The sequence below is a fragment of the Winogradskyella psychrotolerans RS-3 genome, from assembly GCF_000427335.1.
GTDB lineage: Bacteria > Bacteroidota > Bacteroidia > Flavobacteriales > Flavobacteriaceae > Winogradskyella > Winogradskyella psychrotolerans.
Window position 1 is genome coordinate 21064 of sequence record NZ_ATMR01000139.1, and the last position, 18170, is coordinate 39233.

17 protein-coding genes and 1 pseudogene are annotated in these 18170 nt (G+C 33.5%); 14 read left to right on the forward strand and 4 right to left on the reverse strand.

Going from position 1 to position 18170, the window contains the following annotated elements; translation table 11 throughout:
- Positions 1 to 368 precede the first annotated feature (368 nt).
- From ADIWIN_RS19720 to ADIWIN_RS14565, 3 genes are all read left to right on the forward strand, one after another.
- Positions 369 to 1151, forward strand: coding sequence for a DUF695 domain-containing protein (locus ADIWIN_RS19720; RefSeq protein WP_051155475.1), 783 nt, complete (start codon positions 369 to 371; stop codon positions 1149 to 1151).
- Positions 1152 to 1530: 379 nt separating this feature from the next.
- Entirely contained in the window at positions 1531 to 2112 is a 582-nt protein-coding gene (locus ADIWIN_RS14560; RefSeq protein WP_020896177.1) for a hypothetical protein, read from the forward strand.
- A gap of 328 nt (positions 2113 to 2440) precedes the next feature.
- Positions 2441 to 4588, forward strand: a complete 2148-nt coding sequence (locus tag ADIWIN_RS14565; RefSeq protein WP_040757498.1) for a cation:proton antiporter — start codon at positions 2441 to 2443, stop codon at positions 4586 to 4588.
- Between the two features lie 758 nt (positions 4589 to 5346).
- Here the strand turns inward: ADIWIN_RS14565 and ADIWIN_RS14570 are convergent.
- Positions 5347 to 6096, reverse strand: coding sequence for a hypothetical protein (locus ADIWIN_RS14570; protein ID WP_020896180.1), 750 nt, complete (start codon positions 6094 to 6096; stop codon positions 5347 to 5349).
- A gap of 237 nt (positions 6097 to 6333) precedes the next feature.
- Here ADIWIN_RS14570 and ribB point away from each other — a divergent pair, with 237 nt between their 5' ends.
- From ribB to ADIWIN_RS14620, 9 genes and pseudogenes are all read left to right on the forward strand, one after another.
- Complete coding sequence (ribB, locus tag ADIWIN_RS14575) at positions 6334 to 6996, forward strand: 3,4-dihydroxy-2-butanone-4-phosphate synthase (RefSeq protein ID WP_020896181.1); 663 nt, start codon at positions 6334 to 6336, stop codon at positions 6994 to 6996.
- Positions 6997 to 7571 (forward strand): annotated as a pseudogene (locus ADIWIN_RS14580) (Crp/Fnr family transcriptional regulator).
- 173 nt (positions 7572 to 7744) lie between these two features.
- On the forward strand, positions 7745 to 8341 hold the full coding sequence (locus tag ADIWIN_RS14585; RefSeq protein WP_020896183.1) for a cupin domain-containing protein: 597 nt from the start codon (positions 7745 to 7747) through the stop codon (positions 8339 to 8341).
- 135 nt (positions 8342 to 8476) lie between these two features.
- Complete coding sequence (locus ADIWIN_RS14590; RefSeq protein WP_020896184.1) at positions 8477 to 8767, forward strand: putative quinol monooxygenase; 291 nt, start codon at positions 8477 to 8479, stop codon at positions 8765 to 8767.
- Between the two features lie 26 nt (positions 8768 to 8793).
- Positions 8794 to 9288 carry a PPC domain-containing DNA-binding protein gene (locus ADIWIN_RS14595; protein ID WP_020896185.1) on the forward strand — a complete coding sequence of 165 codons (495 nt, stop codon included), beginning with the start codon at positions 8794 to 8796 and terminating at the stop codon, positions 9286 to 9288.
- Between the two features lie 293 nt (positions 9289 to 9581).
- Positions 9582 to 10325, forward strand: a complete 744-nt coding sequence (locus tag ADIWIN_RS20925; RefSeq protein WP_200859817.1) for a hypothetical protein — start codon at positions 9582 to 9584, stop codon at positions 10323 to 10325.
- Between the two features lie 68 nt (positions 10326 to 10393).
- Entirely contained in the window at positions 10394 to 11554 is a 1161-nt protein-coding gene (locus ADIWIN_RS14610; protein WP_020896187.1) for a pyridoxal-phosphate-dependent aminotransferase family protein, read from the forward strand.
- An 8-nt stretch (positions 11555 to 11562) separates the two neighbouring features.
- Positions 11563 to 12798 carry an ATP-binding cassette domain-containing protein gene (locus tag ADIWIN_RS14615; RefSeq protein WP_020896188.1) on the forward strand — a complete coding sequence of 412 codons (1236 nt, stop codon included), beginning with the start codon at positions 11563 to 11565 and terminating at the stop codon, positions 12796 to 12798.
- A 155-nt stretch (positions 12799 to 12953) separates the two neighbouring features.
- Entirely contained in the window at positions 12954 to 13193 is a 240-nt protein-coding gene (locus ADIWIN_RS14620; RefSeq protein WP_020896189.1) for a ribbon-helix-helix domain-containing protein, read from the forward strand.
- A 31-nt stretch (positions 13194 to 13224) separates the two neighbouring features.
- Here the strand turns inward: ADIWIN_RS14620 and ADIWIN_RS14625 are convergent, their stop codons facing one another.
- Positions 13225 to 14412, reverse strand: a complete 1188-nt coding sequence (locus ADIWIN_RS14625; protein WP_081669587.1) for a carboxypeptidase-like regulatory domain-containing protein — start codon at positions 14410 to 14412, stop codon at positions 13225 to 13227.
- A gap of 387 nt (positions 14413 to 14799) precedes the next feature.
- On the opposite strand from ADIWIN_RS14625, the gene lplA reads away from it, so the two are divergent.
- Together lplA and ADIWIN_RS19725 are read left to right on the forward strand one after the other, a co-directional pair.
- On the forward strand, positions 14800 to 15798 hold the full coding sequence (gene lplA, locus ADIWIN_RS14630; protein ID WP_020896191.1) for a lipoate--protein ligase: 999 nt from the start codon (positions 14800 to 14802) through the stop codon (positions 15796 to 15798).
- A 91-nt stretch (positions 15799 to 15889) separates the two neighbouring features.
- A complete protein-coding gene (locus tag ADIWIN_RS19725) occupies positions 15890 to 16672 on the forward strand; it encodes a hypothetical protein (RefSeq protein WP_020896192.1) in 783 nt (260 codons plus the stop codon).
- Positions 16673 to 16683: 11 nt separating this feature from the next.
- Here ADIWIN_RS19725 and trhA read toward each other — a convergent pair whose 3' ends face one another.
- Together trhA and ADIWIN_RS14645 are read right to left on the reverse strand one after the other, a co-directional pair.
- Positions 16684 to 17310: a PAQR family membrane homeostasis protein TrhA gene (gene trhA, locus ADIWIN_RS14640; RefSeq protein ID WP_020896193.1), complete on the reverse strand. Its 627-nt coding sequence runs from the start codon at positions 17308 to 17310 to the stop codon at positions 16684 to 16686.
- Positions 17311 to 17312: 2 nt separating this feature from the next.
- Positions 17313 to 17987, reverse strand: coding sequence for a DUF4294 domain-containing protein (locus tag ADIWIN_RS14645; RefSeq protein ID WP_020896194.1), 675 nt, complete (start codon positions 17985 to 17987; stop codon positions 17313 to 17315).
- Positions 17988 to 18170: the final 183 nt, after the last annotated feature.

Consider the following 18170-nt stretch of genomic DNA (forward strand, 5'->3'; position numbering starts at 1 on the left):
AAAGAAAAATTATATTAATAATTACTGCCGTTATGCTTGGAATGTCAAATGCAATGTATGATGAAGATAAAATGATTAATGGAAATCAAAATCATACTGAACAAGAACATAAAAAGGATTGACAGAATAAAAAACAAAATACGTTGCACAACACAGTATATAAAAAATTGCTATTTTTAGCTTAACCAATGTGAGTTGCTTTGTTTGCTTGCGTCCGATTTTCCTTCGGAAAATCCACGCACTCAAACACGCAACTAACCATACACAAAACCGTAGCCAATTAAACCAAACCAAGAATGACGAAGAACTTATTGATAATTTTACTATTTACTTTGTTGACTTCTTGCCAATTGAATTCACAGACGAATATGATACCAAAAGAAGAAATCATCGAATTTTTTGAGCAAATGAAATCAAATGGTACTGATACAAACACCAAAATGCTTTACGGTTACTTTTTTACAAATAATGAACCAAAGAAATTAGAAAAAGTATCACAGGAATTAAAAAAACAAGGATTTGAATATGTTGACATCTATCCAGATGAAACAAACCAATATTGGTTGCATATGGAAAGAATTGAAATCCATAATTCCGAAAGTCTTTACAGTCTAAACAAAAAACTTTATGCAATTGCCGACAAATTTTCAATTAAATCTTATGATGGTTTTGATGTTGGCAATGCAGATAAAACCAAAGGAATAGAAAGAGACACTTATGTTGTTCCTGAAAAATTCAAAACTAATGATTTTGAAAAAGATGGTGTCCAATTTCTCATAATTGCGAATTTAGCTTTTGACCAATTTCCACATAAATTGGAATATTCGATTTTTATAGAAATAACATCTGAGTACGATATTGTCAATACTTCGAAAATGCCAAATGAAACAGATTATGCGGAACTAGACGAATTGGAGCTCTTTATAGAAAACAATCTAAATCATAACGGAATTAAATCTTATTATATCGGCAGAACGACATGTAGCGGAGAAAGAAAAATATACTTTGTAACTAATGACAAGGATGGAGCAAATGGACTTATGAATTTTGTAAAAGAAAATGGAAATAAAAGAAAGTTTGAATATAAGTTAACAGAAGACCCAAAATGGAGTTTATACGAGGAAATTAAAGTTAAACTGAACAAAAAATAACGGGCCACAACACCATGTATAATTAATGGCTTTGGCAAGTGCTCATCTGGAAGATTCCTTCAGAATTTTCTCTGGTTCGTATTTGTTTACTAAATTAAGTGCTTAACCACGCAAGCAAACAGAAGATGTAAATCATACATAAAACCGTTGGCCACAATACCCAAATAAACACCCCCATTCAGTAACTTAGCGTAACAAATCTAAAGGTAAAGATTTATAAAATGAAAGTAAAAAGACATAGAAATTTACAAAAAGTATACGAAAAGGTAACACAGAAGATACATGCTTTATCCTACTTTTATGTGAGTTAATACCGAAGAAAACAAAGAAGTACAGGTCTTTAGGTATTTGGTAAACAACGGCTCTAAAACCAATATAAATGAAAAACAGGCTTCTATTTCTTGCAGTAATAACAATGACGTTTTCATGTAAAGAAAACAAAACGACATCTCAATTAGCACCTATAAATGAGAATACAGTAACCGCTGTATCAAAATTTCCAGAAAGTGTACCGACTTGCGAACCCAATAAGAAACTGTTTGATGCAGTTCCACACCTCGATACATACGCAGTATATAATTTCAAGCATGTGGGTTGTAGTAAACGCGGACTTGTGGCTCAATACGATCACCCTACAGAAGAATTTTACGAATTTACGTTCACCATCAATGAAGAGGTAAATGAAAACAAAACCATGTACAATTACATACGAATAGGTTACAATAATGCCGAAAAATTAGACATCGAAGGCACTTACGTTAGCGATCTACACATATTTGACAATGCGTTTATGACCACCACAACTGAGGCTGAATACGAGGAAGCCAAGTACCATGCTACCTATAAGGATAAATACATTATCATACTGATTATTCGTGGTAAAAACCTATCTAGCAAAGCGGCCATCGATAGTTATGTGAAAGCATATCTTGAAGCGATTAATAAAGATTATCTCATTTAATCCTAAAGGAATAAGCGAATCAACTTAATGTAAAAAACAGTCGTGGAAATAGAATCTACAGTCTTGCTTGTCTCCTTTATTTTGAGTTCATAAAAAAACTATTACGAATAAGAAAGCTTAGCTGATGACATCATAAATCCAAATATTAAATACAAATCCTGTCGAAAAAATAATGTAAATTTACTTGAACTAACAATTAAAAAACAGACGAGTTCAAACTATTTTTTTACCTTCTAAACACTTAAAAAAAATCTTTAGAATATGGAAATAGTAGCAAAAAAAAGAGGCAACCTATTTCAGTATAATACATCACTCAAAACGACATGTAATGATAGTACTAAACATCTTTGAGACATCCTTACCACTGACAAATCCAGTATTGAAATTCTTATTAATATTGGTTATAATCCTGTTCGCCCCAATAATTCTGAACAAAATAAAAATCCCCCATCTTCTCGGACTTATTATAGCAGGAGCGGTCATTGGACCGAACGGGATAAATCTAATGGAAAGAGACAGTAGTATTATCCTTTCCGGAACGGCAGGGCTGTTATATATAATGTTCCTTGCAGGTTTAGAAATAGATCTAGCAGACTTTAAGAAAAACAGCAAAAAAAGCTTAGTGTTCGGCTTATTCACGTTCCTAATCCCAATGATTTTAGGGACATTAACAGGGCTGTATGTGTTAGCGTTTTCATTACCCACATCTGTTTTATTGGCAAGTATGTTTGCGTCACATACGCTCATTGCATATCCATTGATTAGTAAAATGGGAGTAGCAAAAAATAGAGCGGTAAATATCACAGTTGGTGGCACAATGATTACGGATACCTTGGCGCTCTTGGTGCTTGCCGTAATTGTCGGAATGACCACAGGAGAAGTTAATACAGAATTTTGGGTAAGGCTATCGGTTTCTATTCTCATTTTTGGTGTAATCGTAATGCTACTTTTCCCCATAATCGGTCGTTGGTTTTTCAAACGGTTTGAAGATAATGTTTCTCAATATATTTTTGTTTTGGTAATGGTATTCCTCGGTGCAGTACTTGCCGAAATGGCAGGAATTGAAGCCATTATTGGAGCGTTTTTAGCTGGCTTAGCTCTTAATCGACTAATTCCACACACCTCACCTTTAATGAACCGAATAGAATTTGTTGGGAATGCCATCTTTATTCCCTTTTTTCTTATTGGAGTAGGAATGCTTATAGATTACCGTGCATTTTTTGAAGATTTTGAAACACTTAAAGTGGCATCTGTAATGATTATTGTGGCAACAACTTCAAAATTTCTTGCTGCTTGGCTTACACAAAAAACCTATAAATTTTCAGTTGATGAACGAAGACTCATATTTGGCTTAAGTAACGCTCAAGCTGCCGCAACATTGGCCGCGGTTTTGGTGGGTTATAATATCATAGTGGGTGAAACAGCAACAGGAGAGCCTATAAGATTACTAAGCGAAAGCATCTTGAACGGAACTATTTTGATGATACTTTTTACCTGCACCATTGCCTCTTTTGTGGCGCAAAAAGGCGCTAATAATATTGCCCTTTTAGAAAATGCTGACGCAGAAATAGACGATGAGGAAAACAGAGAAAAAATCTTAATTCCAATTAGTAATATAAACACAACAGATGAACTTATCAATTTGGGAGTCACCATTAAATCAAAAAAGAATAAAGATGGATTGTATGCTCTAAGTATTGTGGACAATAATACAATAGACGGTTCAGCAGACAAGAAAGCAAAAAAAATATTAAGTAAAGCAGCCGTAACCGCTTCTGCAACAGATAATTTAATTCACGAACTACTGCGCTATGATCTAAGTATAGTCAATGGCATTACAAGTGTAGCTAAAGAACATAAAATCACAGATTTAATACTAGGATTGCATATCAGTAAAGGGATTTCCAACTCTTTTTTAGGAAATTTGACTGAAGGCATTTTAACAAAATGTAACACCACTACATTAATTTACAAACCTGCACAACCTTTTGCAACTATCAAACGACACATTATTATCGTTCCCGAAAATGCAGAAAAAGAAATTGGATTTCCTTTTTGGCTTATAAAAGTATGGAATATTGCAAGAAACTCTGGTGCTACACTTATTTTTTATGCGACAAAAGAAACACTAAAGGTTATAACGGAAATTCAATCTAAACACCCAATAGACTGTTTATTTGAAGAATTTAGTGATTGGGATGACTTCTTAATATTAGCAAGAAAATTTCAAAAAGACGACAATCTAATCATTGTTTTAAGCAGAAAAGATAAACCATCGTTCCACAACAATATGATAAAAATACCTTCCTATCTAAACAAGTATTTTAAAGACACCAGTTATATCTTAATTTACCCAATGCAAGCTGGGGTTACAGACACCTCAAAAATTGACTTGAAAAACCCAACATTTATAGAACCGCTTGAAAAACTTGATGAAATTGGAAAAACGATTGCAAAACTATTTAGACGAAAATAAAGACCATACACCCTATAATGTTTAAAAATAATAGCGCTATAATCGCAAAAATAAAAGTAATTAAATTAAAAAAAAGTGAGTGTGTCATCTAAAAATTAGTGTGTAAAAACCCACTACTATTTTTATACTATACGGTTCTGCGTCAGTAAAACCAGCCACATGCCGAGATCGCACACTAATAATAAAGGACGTATAAAAATAAAAATTTCGTTATAGATTGTTGCATAAACTACAATGCTAACTGTTGCTCAAAGCACATCACAACCTACTGCACAAAACATTTCTACAGATAGCAATCTTGTCTATCGACGCTTTGCTAAAAATAACACGCATAATTTCATCAAATTAAATACGAGAAATGGACAATTGTGGCAAATCTAGTGGAGACTAAAAGACAATCAATTTGAGACTACACTATCCTACATCTCAAGCGTAACTAAAGATAAAGCGAAGAATGGTAGGTTTTTTCTTTATCCAATAATTAACTCATGTAACTCCATTTTACCAAACCAAATTAACGGTAGAACGTGGCAAGTACAAGGGAATTTTGTAGCAGAAAAAATAATGGTAATTCGAATATATTAAACATTATAATTAATAAATAATTATGAAGACTTTATAACAGACTAAAAAATGGATTAGGATTCACAAAAAAATTCTGATGGTATCGAAGATTTCCAAATAAAAACATAAAAAACAGCCTTCAACAAATTCGGAAACTCAAAATAAATTAAAACCACTTCGCAACCTCCAACTCCCTATAAACATTTCAAAACGGTAATCCCCACATTGTCTTTAGCATTTAAGACATATAAAGCTCCTGCCACTTCTTGGTAAAACCGTATACCAAGCACACAAAGCGCGGTACCAAGGCCACTTGGTAAAGTATCAGGTTCCAACGTCACCGTAGAACCCGCATAAGAGCGATCTAAAACCAAAGCAGGTGCCAAATGTAGGTCGTAATTTAAACGGTCAAAATCAAAATCCAACACACCATAAGTCAACGCCATATGGGTAGCACCATCCGCAAAGCCTACCTGCGCAATATCAAAATCAGTAAGTGTTAACGCAAAATCACTGCTAGAAACTTCTAACTCAAACGGTAAAACCTGCCTTACATCACACGCTGGTGTATAGCTAAACTGCGCCAACAATTGCAAACCATGCACCTGCCCTATCCCATTTGCAACACAGCGTGCCCCACGTTTATGTGTCGTATCCAAAGCCTTTATAGCCGTAAACAAGCCCATCAAACGACTATGAAAATGTGTAAATTTGTGCCCCTTATAAAACGGATACAATGCAGATCTAAACGCTTTATTCACTGCAGAACAATGGCCAAACTCATTGGCATTTTCGCGCACACGCTGCATACTAGCCTTGCTCTTTATTGCTTTTTTAGTAAATCCACCACCCGCTTTTCGTGCAATCGGCTTACCATTCAAATAATAAAAATTAATACCATTTAAGGTCCCTACTAAAGGGATAATTCCGGTCTGTTGTGCCATAACATCATATTTTAAGTTAAACACTTACAATACAGCAATATACAAAATATTATAATACAGGTTATAGCGTGGTTATAGCATGCTTATAAAATGCTTAAAACAAGCTTATAGCATATTGAATTCAAATGAGACCAAAGCATAAAACTTATGATATTAAAAAAATTAGATTTATTGACTTATGTCAAATAATCTCACTTTAGACAACAGTAGTTTTGCCTATCAACAATAAAAACAAAAATGGTACTTACAGAAATAGAGACGTTAACAACATTTAATAACGACAGTCAACAACGATTAGAAAAAGCCCTAATACACCTAAAAAACGGAAATGGAATCATCCTTATGGATGATGAAGACAGAGAAAATGAAGGAGATTTAATATTCTCTGCACATCACATGACAAATAAGCAAATGGCACTCATGATTAGAAAATGCAGTGGTATTGTCTGTCTTTGTTTACCGAATAAAAAAGCAGATGCATTAGAATTACCTTATATGGTCAAAGAAAACACGAGTAGTTATCAAACCCCTTTTACAATTTCAATTGAAGCAAGTGAAGGTGTTACTACAGGGGTTTCTGCTAAAGATAGACTAACAACCATTAAAGCGGCTTGTAGAGAAAATGCGCGTAGTACCGATTTAGCTAAACCGGGTCATATTTTTCCTTTAAGAGCGAAAAATAATGGTGTTTTTGAAAGAAAAGGACATACGGAAGGGAGCGTAGATTTAATGAAATTAGCAGGCTTAAAACCAGAAGCAGTACTGTGTGAATTAATGAACGATGATGGAACCATGGCAAAAATGGACACCATTTTAGACTTTGCAGATGAGCATAATTTGATAGTACTTTCTATACAAGATATTATTCATTATCGTAAGTTTGTAAGAGACTACAAATAGATGGCAGACAATATAGAACTCACTCATTTCATAAAAAAGACTATTAATATTGATGATGAAGATTTAAAAATCATATTATCTTATTTTAAAACAATTAAAAAAAGAAAAATGACATTTTGCTATCCCATGGAAAGAATAGTCAGGTGAGTTATTTCGTGAAAAAAGGGTGTTTAAGGCTATTTTACATCAATGAGGAAGGAAAAGACGTCACACGTTATATTGCATTCGAAAATCAATTTGCAACAGAACTAGTTAGTTTCATCACCAATGAACCTGCACAAGAAACAATTCAGGTTATTGAAAACAGTGAACTTCTATACATAACTCACGATGATTTTAGACATCTCATGACAGTTGTTCCTAAATGGAAAGATTTTTATAGCATCTATTTAGAAAAAGCTTATGTCAATAATGCTAAGAGATTAATCTCTTTTACAACACTAGATGCCTCAGAAAGATACAAGCAATTATTCAAGATAAATCCAAACATTGTTAAGCGTTTACCAAACAAAATTGTAGCCTCTTATATCAATATATCACATGAAACTTTAAGCAGAATCAAATCTAAAAATTAAGAAAACTTTAGATATTCTATTTCTATTTATTAGCAAATAACTGCTAATTTAGTTTTTGCTTTAGCTAAAATTAATTAAAACCTCCCTTATTATTTTAGTTGTAAAAAACGAAAAAGATTTATAGATAAAATTTAATCTACCAAAACCAATAATGTTGTAAAACTCGAAAATTTATGAATAGAAAAAAATTTATACGCTTATTGGGGTTAGCGCCATTGGTATTTCCTGTTTCAAAATTATTTGCAAATAGTGACAACGAAAACCACTATGAGAAATTTTATTTTAAAGATGATGGACTAATACCCAATAGTAAATTACCATTACTCCTTATTAAAGATGCTTTGCCAAAAAACGAAAAGAATCCTAGCCAATGGTTTTTACAAACTTTCAAATCCAATAATTGGACCAATTCATGGACAAACGGTATCTACCCTTTTCACCATTACCATAGTACCTCTCATGAAGTTTTGGGAATATATTCTGGTGAAGCGATCATTCATTTAGGAGGAGAGCAAGGTGAAAAAATTAAAGTTACCAAAGGAGATGTTATTATTATACCTGCTGGTGTTGGCCACAAAAAAATTGAAAGTTTAAATCTTGGTGTAGTAGGTGCGTATCCTGATGGTCGTGACTGGGATCTAATGCGAGGCGCTAAAGGAGAGCGTCCTACTGCAGATAATAATATATTGTCACTACCAATACCAAATGAAGATCCACTTTTAGGTAAGCGTGGTCGATTACTCAAAATTTGGTTTAAACCAAAGAGTTAAAGGTTAGCTTTAATGCCGAAAAAAACAGCTGTGTTTAAAACGGAAACTGTTTAAACTCAATTAAAAGTTCATATTGATGGTATGAACTCAAAAAATAAAGTAAATCAAAAAAAATAAATTAAAATAGTATTTATTATGAGCAAATTAAAAATTATAGCTACAATTATTGTAAAACCCGAATTTAAGGAAGATGTCTTAAATATGTTGCAAACCGTAACTGATGCCACACGGAAAGAGGAAGGTAATATCTCGTATGTATTACATGAAGATATTAATAATAGCGCAAAGGTCATCATTCTAGAAGAATGGAAATCTCAGGAAGCGATTGACTTTCATAATCAAACAGCGCATTTTTTAACATTAAAGACCGAACTTGGAAAAAAGGCCGATAGTTTAACAATAGATATAATAAGAGCGTCTTATTAATGTTATAACTTAAAATAGTATACAAAATGAAAAAGTCAATTTTAATAGTACTGTGTATCGCAGTATCTTTTTTAGCAAACGCACAATCAAATTCTGAACTGTACACTTACAAACAGATTGGTAACAAGTATGTTGTAAGTATTCAAAATCATGCTGAGATTACAAAAGCAATCACGGCATTTGTGAAAGAGCAGGATATAAAAGCAGGAACAATTGTAGGTCTTGGGGCTGTCAATGAAGCTACCTTACGATTTTTTGATCCAGCTACTAAAGAATTTGTAGATAAAACGTTTTCCGAACAAATGGAAATCACCAACTTAACAGGTAATATCTCTCAACAAAATGATAAGCACTACATACACATGCATGTAACTCTTGGACGTAACGATTACACGGCTTTAGCGGGACACTTGCTTACAGCCAAAATTAATGGTGCTGCAGAATTTGTTATAGAAAGTTTTGATGGAACCTTAAATCGCTATTATGATGAGGACACGGGTCTAAACTTGTATGATTTTTAGAAGCATAGAAGAGTAAACAAGTAATAAACATAGTTAAATTGCGACCTTCATAGCCTTTAAAAATGGGCAACTTCAATTAAAGTGTCATCTAAATGCAGAAATGAATGACCACGGAACATTGACGAATAACCATACTATTATGGAATTTTCAAAAGAACACGATTTGATCGTTTATCAATTAAATGATAAACAAACCAGAACTTGCTAATGGCATTAAAATGGTATTACACTATAAAATAATGACTTAAAGATTATTCTGTCTTATTTTAAACAAACATCTAAAAATAAAAAACATGAAATACGCAGTATTACTCCCATTATTCTTATTACAAATAATTGTTCATGCACAATCGACTAATACCCTTGACAGCTCTGAAAAAGTGGACGACAAGTTGTTGCTAACCATCTTTCTTAAACATGATCAAAGTATGACTTTGAATGAGGTTGAAAAGATAAGAACGGATCAAGGGTTTTACGAAAACCTCCCTCCAGAAGGTGTGTCTGTAGTGAATTGGTTTGTGGTTATGGGACTTGGTCAAGTGGTGGTGTTAGAACTTCCTGCTTCAAAATTATCTGCTGTAAATTTAGCAATTGAGAGAACCGCATGGAAGGCTTTTACAACAGAAATGTATGCAACTTACAATTTGTATCCTATCATAGAACACAAATTGAAAAATAAGTCAAAAGTAACGCTAGATGCAAAACCCAGTTCTGAAAAAGAGGATGACAAATTGTTATTAACCGTCGTTCTTAAACATGATCAAAGTATGACCTTAAGTGAGATTGAAACGATAAGAACAGATCAAGGCTTTTATGAAAATCTCCCTCCAGAAGGTACTTCTGTAGTGAATTGGTTTGTGGTTATGGGACTTGGTCAAGTGGTGGTGTTAGAACTTCCTGCCTCTAAATTATCCGCCGTGAATTTAGCAATTGAAAGAACGGCATGGAAAGCTTTTACAACAGAAATTTATCCAACGTACAACCTATACCCTATCATAGAAAATAAATTAAAGAATAAGTCAAAGGTAGAGTTCTAGAATTTTAGTGACCATAATATAGTCGAAAAAATTAATAAAACCGTTAGCAATACGATAACACGCAAGAGATGAAATCGAGAAAGTTATTAATGATCCCTGGTCCAATAGAATTTGAAAGTGAAGTGATGCAATGTATGGCAATACCAACACCTAGCCATGTGTCGCCAGATTTTATAGACTGCTTTGCCAATAGTTTAAAACTAATGAAAGACGTTTGGCAATGCCCTTCTGGTCAACCATTCATAATAGCAGGAACAGGTACACTTGCTATGGACGTGGCTGCTGCAAACCTAATAGAAAGCGGTGATAAAGCCCTTGTAATAGCTACAGGCTACTTTGGCTTACGTTATGCCGAAATCTTAAAAAGATATGGAGCTCAAGTAGATATCCTTGAAGCTGAAGTCGGTGACATTGTACCCTTAGAACTTATAGAAGAACAACTAAAATCTAAAAGATATAAATTGTTAACGTTTACTCACGTTGACACATCAACTGCCGTTTTAAATGACGCTAAACGTATTGGTGCCTTGGGTAAAAAGTACAACGTATTAACCATTCTAGACGGTGTTTGTTCTGTTGCGGGTGAAGAAATTAAGCAAGAAGATTGGGGAATTGATGTGGTACTTACAGCGTCCCAAAAAGCAATAGGCGTTCCTCCAGGACTCGCGCTTTTAGTGGCTTCTAAAAATGCAATGCAAGTATTTGATCAACGAACAAGTCCTGTTGCTAATTACTATGGAGATTGGGCCAATTGGTTACCAATAATGAAAGCTTATGAAAATAAACAAGCCTCTTATTTTGGAACGCCTCCAGTGAATCTTGTAATAGCTTTAGAAAAAAGTTTACAACTCATTTTAAAGGAAGGTTTAGACCATCGTTTCGACCGACACAAAAGAGCGGGGAAAGCCATGCGAGCTGCAATCAAGGCCTTAGGCTTAGACTTATTATCAAAAAACGAACACGTTTCTGCAAACACGTTATCAGCTCCATTATATCCCAGCCAAATAGATACTAGCGCTTTTTTAAAGTCAGTAAACCAAGAAGGAGTTATACTTGCTGGTGGTCTTTTACCGCAATTAAAAAATAATTACTTTAGAATTGGACACATGGGATCGGTAAACAAAAATGATTTACTAGCAACGGTTGGAGCCATTGAATCAGCGTTGATGAACAATGGCTATTCACACGAATTAGGATTGGGGACAACTCAAATATTGAAGCACTTCTAACTAGAACAATGACACCATCACATCAGCATTACGCCGTTGAAGACACTGCACGTTCACCACAAGAGCAATGGCTACCGCAGTTACTTAGTGGTTCTTATAAATTACCAGGATTAGAAGGCAAAAAAGGGGTGATATTTTCAAATACCACCTTAGAAAAATATATCCAAGAAGAAGAAAGACACGATAATTTTAAGCTCACATCGGGACTAAACAGAAGCCTTAGAACATTATCTTCTGGTGAGCAAAAAAAAGCATTGCTGTCTTATTTGTTGCAGCAAAACCCAGATTTTATAGTCTTAAATAACCCTTATGAAACCTTAGACAAAGGGTCTGTTGTGTTATTAAAACAGCAATTAATAGCCTTGTCTAAAGACAGGCCCATCGTCTTAATTTTTAACAGACAAGATGATCTCTTACCCATAATCACCCATGCGATTACTTTTGAAAAAGCGGAGCTTAAAGTGGTGGTGCCAATCGAAGACTATGCTTTTAGAAAAAAAGAGTTTGTTTTTGATAAAGACATTCCATCTGCAATAACAACCTACAACAATATTCCAGAAGTGCTCATAGAACTTAAGAATGTAAATGTGAATTATGAGGATCGTTCCATTCTAAAAGATATCAACTGGACCATTAAGAAAAAGGAATTCTGGCATTTAATTGGTCCTAATGGCTCTGGTAAAACAACCTTACTATCCATGATTTATGGGAATAATAGCAAAGCCTATGGTCAAGAGGTATGTCTCTTTGGCAAGAAAAAAGGTTCTGGTGAAAGTGTTTGGGATATCAAACAGAAAATCGGCTATATTAGTCCTGCGATGCTAGAATTATTTAAACGAAGCTACACGGTAGAGCACATGGTTATTTCGGGCTTTTATGATAGTATTGGCTTATATCAAACCCCATCAACCGCACAAATACTTGCCGCTGCGCAGTGGATGGACGTCCTAAATCTAAGCCAAGAAAGGAACACCTCGTTTCTCAAATTATCGCCAGCTGTTCAACGCTTAATATTAATTGCAAGAGCGATGATTAAGCATCCACCTTTATTGATTTTAGATGAACCCTTAATTAATGTAGATGATGAAGGTAGAGCGCTGATTTCTGCGTTAATAAACAAAATCGCCAAAGAAAGTGAGACCAGTATTTTGTTTGTGGCGCATCGTGATGAGGCTAATATCCACCCTAATTTCATCTATGAGCTTCACCCCTCGCCTGATGGTTCGGTTGGTGTACAGAAATAATAGATAACGTTTTTAGATGTGCCTTTCTGATAGATCATAACATGGCAAAAGCATCACTTTAAACAGTTCAATCTACGTGAAATCAATCCCTATCATCAAATAAAGTTTTGGCTCATGTTCATTTTTGGTGTAAACTTACATCAAAGACGAAAAGTATGGGAAGACCAAGTATTTCATTTACAGAACCAAACGATGACTGGTTAAAAGACCAAGTGGATCATAAAGAGTACGCTAGCAAAAGTGAACTCGTTAATGACTTAATTAGACAAGCTAGAAAACAACAAGTTCAAGTTGACAGGATAAAAACCAAGCTTGATAAAGCTGAGAAGAGCGGATTTACAAACGATACCAAACATGACATTTTAAAACAGTCAAAGTCCTTACTTAATGGTTAATTATAAATTAAGTCATCTAGCTAAAGATGATTTAATTATTCACCAACTCAAACTGCGTATCAATAGCGACACCATAATTGGCTTCTAATTCCTTAATACTCTTTTTATAATAGTCTGTTGGAGGTGGTAAATTAAAGGTACCCCAAAATTGCGCGTTATAGTTTACCTTTACGTCTTCCATCTTCGTGCGATGCACGTACGTGTTTCCGACATCTATTTTCTTCTTATCCGTTTCTATTCCTAAAACAATGACCTCATTTCGTTTAGATAATTTTATTTGTTTGTTTGTAGTTTGTAGAATTTTCTGATGCTCTTCTGTCAAATCTATAAACCGTTTTGTGTAATGATTGTGATAACTTAAATAAAGTTTCCCCTCAGTATTTTTCTTGTAGATATAAACCACATTAGAGGCTTTATTTCTGGTTTTGTACACTTTATAACTATCTATACCAATATAGAGAACAGGATCTAAATAATTTTTCCGTTTTTGAACCTGATTTACACCTTGAATAATAACAATATCTTCTCCATCGTAAGACGTATCACCAATCTTTGTCCATTTGTAATCCTTAATAGAAATGCCGCGACGTAAAGGATCTATTTTAGCCATAAAATTCACAGGGTAAATTCTCCCAATATTAGCATCTTTATAAGTTCTATAATCTGCAGATTTCCGACCTTCTAAAATTCCAATTCTACGTATATCTATACCACCTCTTGGACCTACATCTTTAATTTTTAGATAATGTTCAACAAAAAATTTAGCTATATCATCTTCTACAGCGAAAAACCGATTCAGAATTTTTAATTCATGTACAGAACTCACCGTATTCTTTTTTAAGTTTTTAAAAGCGAACTTTACATATTGTTGTGGGTTCATAATATTAACTTCATCAAGCGATACGATATCTTCTTTTAAGATGATGACTTTTTCCTTTAACTCTAGAAATTCTTTAACGACTATTTTAGAGGTTAAATAGCCAATGCTAGACACCTCCAAAGTATCTAATTCATTCTTCTTTGATAATTCTAAATAAAAATGACCATCCTCATTAGTTGAAGTTCCAATATATTTTGAAGTAATGCTAACAGCAGCATAAGGAATGCTTAATTCAGCTTCGTCTAAAACAATACCTTCAACTTTGAGCGTTTTGTTTTGTGATTGAACTGAAAAGCTTAATAAAATAAAATAATAAATAATCGAAATGAATGCATATATAGAATTTTATATTTTTGAAAATATCACAATTTAACATAAATATTTCACCTTATCGAATGATAGTTCAATGAATTACCTAATCAAATCGAGTTGAATTGAATATATGCTCATGTGCTATGCATCAAACCTTATGCAGTGTTCAGGTCTACTTGGATTTTATACAATAAATTCAGTCCGTCAACCAAACTTCTAAGACTTATATAAAAAATAATATCCCTTTATATTATTTTTTGTGTTGTTGGAAGTTCATTAAAATGTAACCAAAACAAATTAAAAATTAATTAATTTTATAGAGGACATTTCTTTACACTTTGAAACAAGCAAATCCTTACCAAATCAGCCATTTCAAATTAGTATCTTTGTGAAGTACCAAACCCATTACACCTTATGATTTTTATTGATAACGAAGGCCATACCAATCCCAAATTAAACTTAGCATTAGAGGAATATGCCTTAAGACATTTTGATACGTCTACCGATTATTTGTTATTCTACATCAACGAACCTTCCATTATTATTGGACGCAATCAAAACACCTTAGAAGAAATTAACCAAGAGTATATAGATGCTAAACATATTCATGTAGTTAGACGCGTTTCTGGTGGTGGCGCTGTGTATCACGACTTAGGGAATTTAAACTTTAGTTTTATCACTAACCACGATGGCAAAAGCATCAGCAACTTTAAAAAATTTACAGCACCGGTAATTAAAGTCTTAAATGACATGGGTGTTTCTGCAGAACTTAAAGGTCGAAATGACATTTTAGTAAATGATAAAAAGATTTCTGGTACTGCTCAATTTTCCACCGGCAAACGTATGATCAGTCACGGTACGTTATTATTTGATACCGATATGAGTGAGGTGGCTAAAGCGCTTCAGGTAAAAATGAGCAAAATACAATCTAAAGGTCATAAATCTGTAAGAAGTCGTGTGGCAAATATCAGTGAATTTTTAAAGACACCGATTTCTATGGCTAACTTTAAAGAGCAATTACTCATTGGTCTATATGAAGCCAGTGAACCTTTTGAAACCTATAAACTAACGGAAGACGAATGGAAAGCTGTACACCAATTGAAAGCTGAAAAATATGATTTATGGGATTGGAATTTTGGACGCTCACCTAAGTTTAATATCCAACGTAATAAACGTTTTCCGATAGGCGAAATTGACCTTCGCATTTTTGTTGAGAAAGGACATATTTCAGAGGTTAAAGTTTTCGGAGATTTCTTTGGAAGGCAACCGGTTTCAGATCTAGAAAATAGACTTATTGGTGTGCCATATGATAAACATGAAATTCGTAAAACACTTGAAAATGTTTCAATTGAAGATTACTTTGGCACTTTAGAAACGTCAGATTTTATTGATCTTGTGTATGGGAGTGATTAGTATTATTTACCGTTTACAATTCCGGACTGTAGTATATACTTGAAAAAATTATTATTTTAAAAAAGTTACTTTTAAAGCCTTAAACCTCAAAATGATTGAACCAAACAACTCAACCAAAGACTTAAAATTGTATTCACAAAAATCAATAGGACTAGCTAGTTTTATTGGTGGCCCCTTGGCAGCCGGATATTTAATTAAAGAAAATTACAAAGCATTAAATCAGGCTGAAAAAGGAAAAACAGCTTTTATAATTTCCATAATAGCAACGCTAATCATTTTTGGGTCTTTATATGTTATTCCTGAATCTATTATGGATAAAATTCCTAATATGATAATTCCTGCCATATATACAGGAATTATTTATTTGATAGTCGACAAAATTCAGGGTAAACTTCTGAACAACCACGACGAAAATAATTATCCGTTTTATTCTAGCTGGAGAGCTGCAGGTATTGGTGTCATCTCATTAATTATTTTAATAGCCATCGTTTTTGCTTCTATATTTTTAATTCCAGATGAAGTATATGATACCTATGATGCCGAAATGGAGCAGTTCACAAAAAACGAAGAGGCGTCATTAGTCTTTTACGATCACTTAAATACAGAAGAAAATGAAACACTTTTAAATGAGATTGATAACATAGCCATCCCTAAATGGAAAGAAAACATAGAGATTATTAATAGAACTAATAGTATTGAAGACTTACCATCCGAACTTGTAGAACAAAATAAAAAATTACTGAGATACGCTAAACTAAGATTAGAAGCGTTTAAGTTATTCAAAAACTTAATTATTCATGAAACAGACAATTACAACATAGAATTAAACAGAGTTCATAACGAAATAGATGTCGTCATTCAATCCTTATATTAAAAAAGAATTATCTAAATCACATAAAGATAAATCATAAAGAAATGGCAAATGGCACCAGCTAAAACAAACAAATGCCAAATAACATGGTTATAAGGAATTCGCTGTAAGGCGTAAAAAACAATTCCAACAGTATAAAAAGTACCACCTGCAAACAACCAAAGTATACCATTTGGTCCAAGTGCTTCTGATACATTTGAGAAATCAAACACAATTAGCCAGCCCATTACTAAATATAAAAGAGTTGAAAAAATCTCAAAACGTCCGGTAAAAAACAATTTCAGAATTACACCAAAAGCTGCAATTCCCCAAACCGTCCAAAATAATGGCCAGCCCAAACTTCTTGTTAGAAGTATTAATAAAACTGGTGTATAGGTCCCTGCAATTAATATATATATACTAACGTGGTCTACGATTCTAAAATAATGCTTCCGCTTCTCCCCTTCTACCGCGTGGTAAAATGTTGATGCTAAAAAAAGAATGATAATAGAAAGGCCGTAAACAATTACGCTAAATAAACTCCAAGGTTTTAGGTTATCTGCGTCAATAATTAATAAAACTAACGCTACTATTCCCAAAAGTGCACCAAAACCATGTGTCCAAGTATTTAGTTTTTCTTCTCGCTGAGTTTGAATACGCATAATTAATTTCTATTTTTTGGAGACCATTTGTTTACACAACTGTAAAAATCAATTTCAAAAGCGGATTCTTGTCGCTTTAAGCGTTCACTTTGAAACGCACGTTGCAGAATATCTTCAATGAGATAGTCTTCTTCTTCATCTATGGGACTAAATTCTTTCTTCAATGAAATATCAAACAAACTCGCTGTGCTATTAAACCAAAAGGCACGCCAGCCACTTCGTAATTCTTTAATGAGATCGAAGGTTGTTTTTCCGGTTTGTCGGTGAATGAGTTTTACTAAAATCTGACCTTCGGTTTTTGTAAGTTTCTTAAGTTCTGCAGAAAACTCTTCTTCAATATAATTCTGAATAATTTTAGCATAGCGCTTTTTATCGCGCTTACGCTCCAATCCATCTAACCGCTCTTGTAAGGCTTCTAAACGTTCTGCCGCTAACTTAGCATACGGATATACTTTTAATGTTTTTCGTTTTAAAATAATATACCGAATGCGTGCATCTCTATCCTTAAACTTTAAATTTGGCAGCACTAAAACTTCGTTTAATTCTACAGAAGTTACAGGTATAGAATCTCCTTCAATATACATATAGTGCACTTCAGTAGAATCTTGTTTTACAGGATCTTCTTGAGCGCTTATAATCATTGAGAAAAACAATGCTATGTAGGTGATGTATTTCATGTAGTATTCTAATACTAAAATCGTTCCAATGTGAGATTCTTAGCAATTTCAAAATTAATAATATTTAAAGGCTATAACCTTAAATTCTTATTAATATTATGAAACCTTTTCAAAAAAACACCAAATAAAAAAGACCTTTCAAATTAATTTCATCTGAAAGGTCTTTTATATTAAATGTTGAAG

Excerpts from the sequence above, each read along its gene's own strand:
- ADIWIN_RS19720 (WP_051155475.1), top strand. The coding sequence starts at position 369 with ATGATACCAAAAGAAGAAATCATCGAATTTTTTGAGCAAATGAAATCA.
- ADIWIN_RS14560 (WP_020896177.1), top strand. The coding sequence starts at position 1,531 with ATGAAAAACAGGCTTCTATTTCTTGCAGTAATAACAATGACGTTTTCA.
- ADIWIN_RS14565 (WP_040757498.1), top strand. The coding sequence starts at position 2,441 with ATGATAGTACTAAACATCTTTGAGACATCCTTACCACTGACAAATCCA.
- ADIWIN_RS14570 (WP_020896180.1), bottom strand. The coding sequence starts at position 6,096 with ATGGCACAACAGACCGGAATTATCCCTTTAGTAGGGACCTTAAATGGT.
- ribB (WP_020896181.1), top strand. The coding sequence starts at position 6,334 with ATGGTACTTACAGAAATAGAGACGTTAACAACATTTAATAACGACAGT.
- ADIWIN_RS14585 (WP_020896183.1), top strand. The coding sequence starts at position 7,745 with ATGAATAGAAAAAAATTTATACGCTTATTGGGGTTAGCGCCATTGGTA.
- ADIWIN_RS14590 (WP_020896184.1), top strand. The coding sequence starts at position 8,477 with ATGAGCAAATTAAAAATTATAGCTACAATTATTGTAAAACCCGAATTT.
- ADIWIN_RS14595 (WP_020896185.1), top strand. The coding sequence starts at position 8,794 with ATGAAAAAGTCAATTTTAATAGTACTGTGTATCGCAGTATCTTTTTTA.
- ADIWIN_RS20925 (WP_200859817.1), top strand. The coding sequence starts at position 9,582 with ATGAAATACGCAGTATTACTCCCATTATTCTTATTACAAATAATTGTT.
- ADIWIN_RS14610 (WP_020896187.1), top strand. The coding sequence starts at position 10,394 with ATGAAATCGAGAAAGTTATTAATGATCCCTGGTCCAATAGAATTTGAA.
- ADIWIN_RS14615 (WP_020896188.1), top strand. The coding sequence starts at position 11,563 with ATGACACCATCACATCAGCATTACGCCGTTGAAGACACTGCACGTTCA.
- ADIWIN_RS14620 (WP_020896189.1), top strand. The coding sequence starts at position 12,954 with ATGGGAAGACCAAGTATTTCATTTACAGAACCAAACGATGACTGGTTA.
- lplA (WP_020896191.1), top strand. The coding sequence starts at position 14,800 with ATGATTTTTATTGATAACGAAGGCCATACCAATCCCAAATTAAACTTA.
- ADIWIN_RS19725 (WP_020896192.1), top strand. The coding sequence starts at position 15,890 with ATGATTGAACCAAACAACTCAACCAAAGACTTAAAATTGTATTCACAA.
- trhA (WP_020896193.1), bottom strand. The coding sequence starts at position 17,310 with ATGCGTATTCAAACTCAGCGAGAAGAAAAACTAAATACTTGGACACAT.
- ADIWIN_RS14645 (WP_020896194.1), bottom strand. The coding sequence starts at position 17,987 with ATGAAATACATCACCTACATAGCATTGTTTTTCTCAATGATTATAAGC.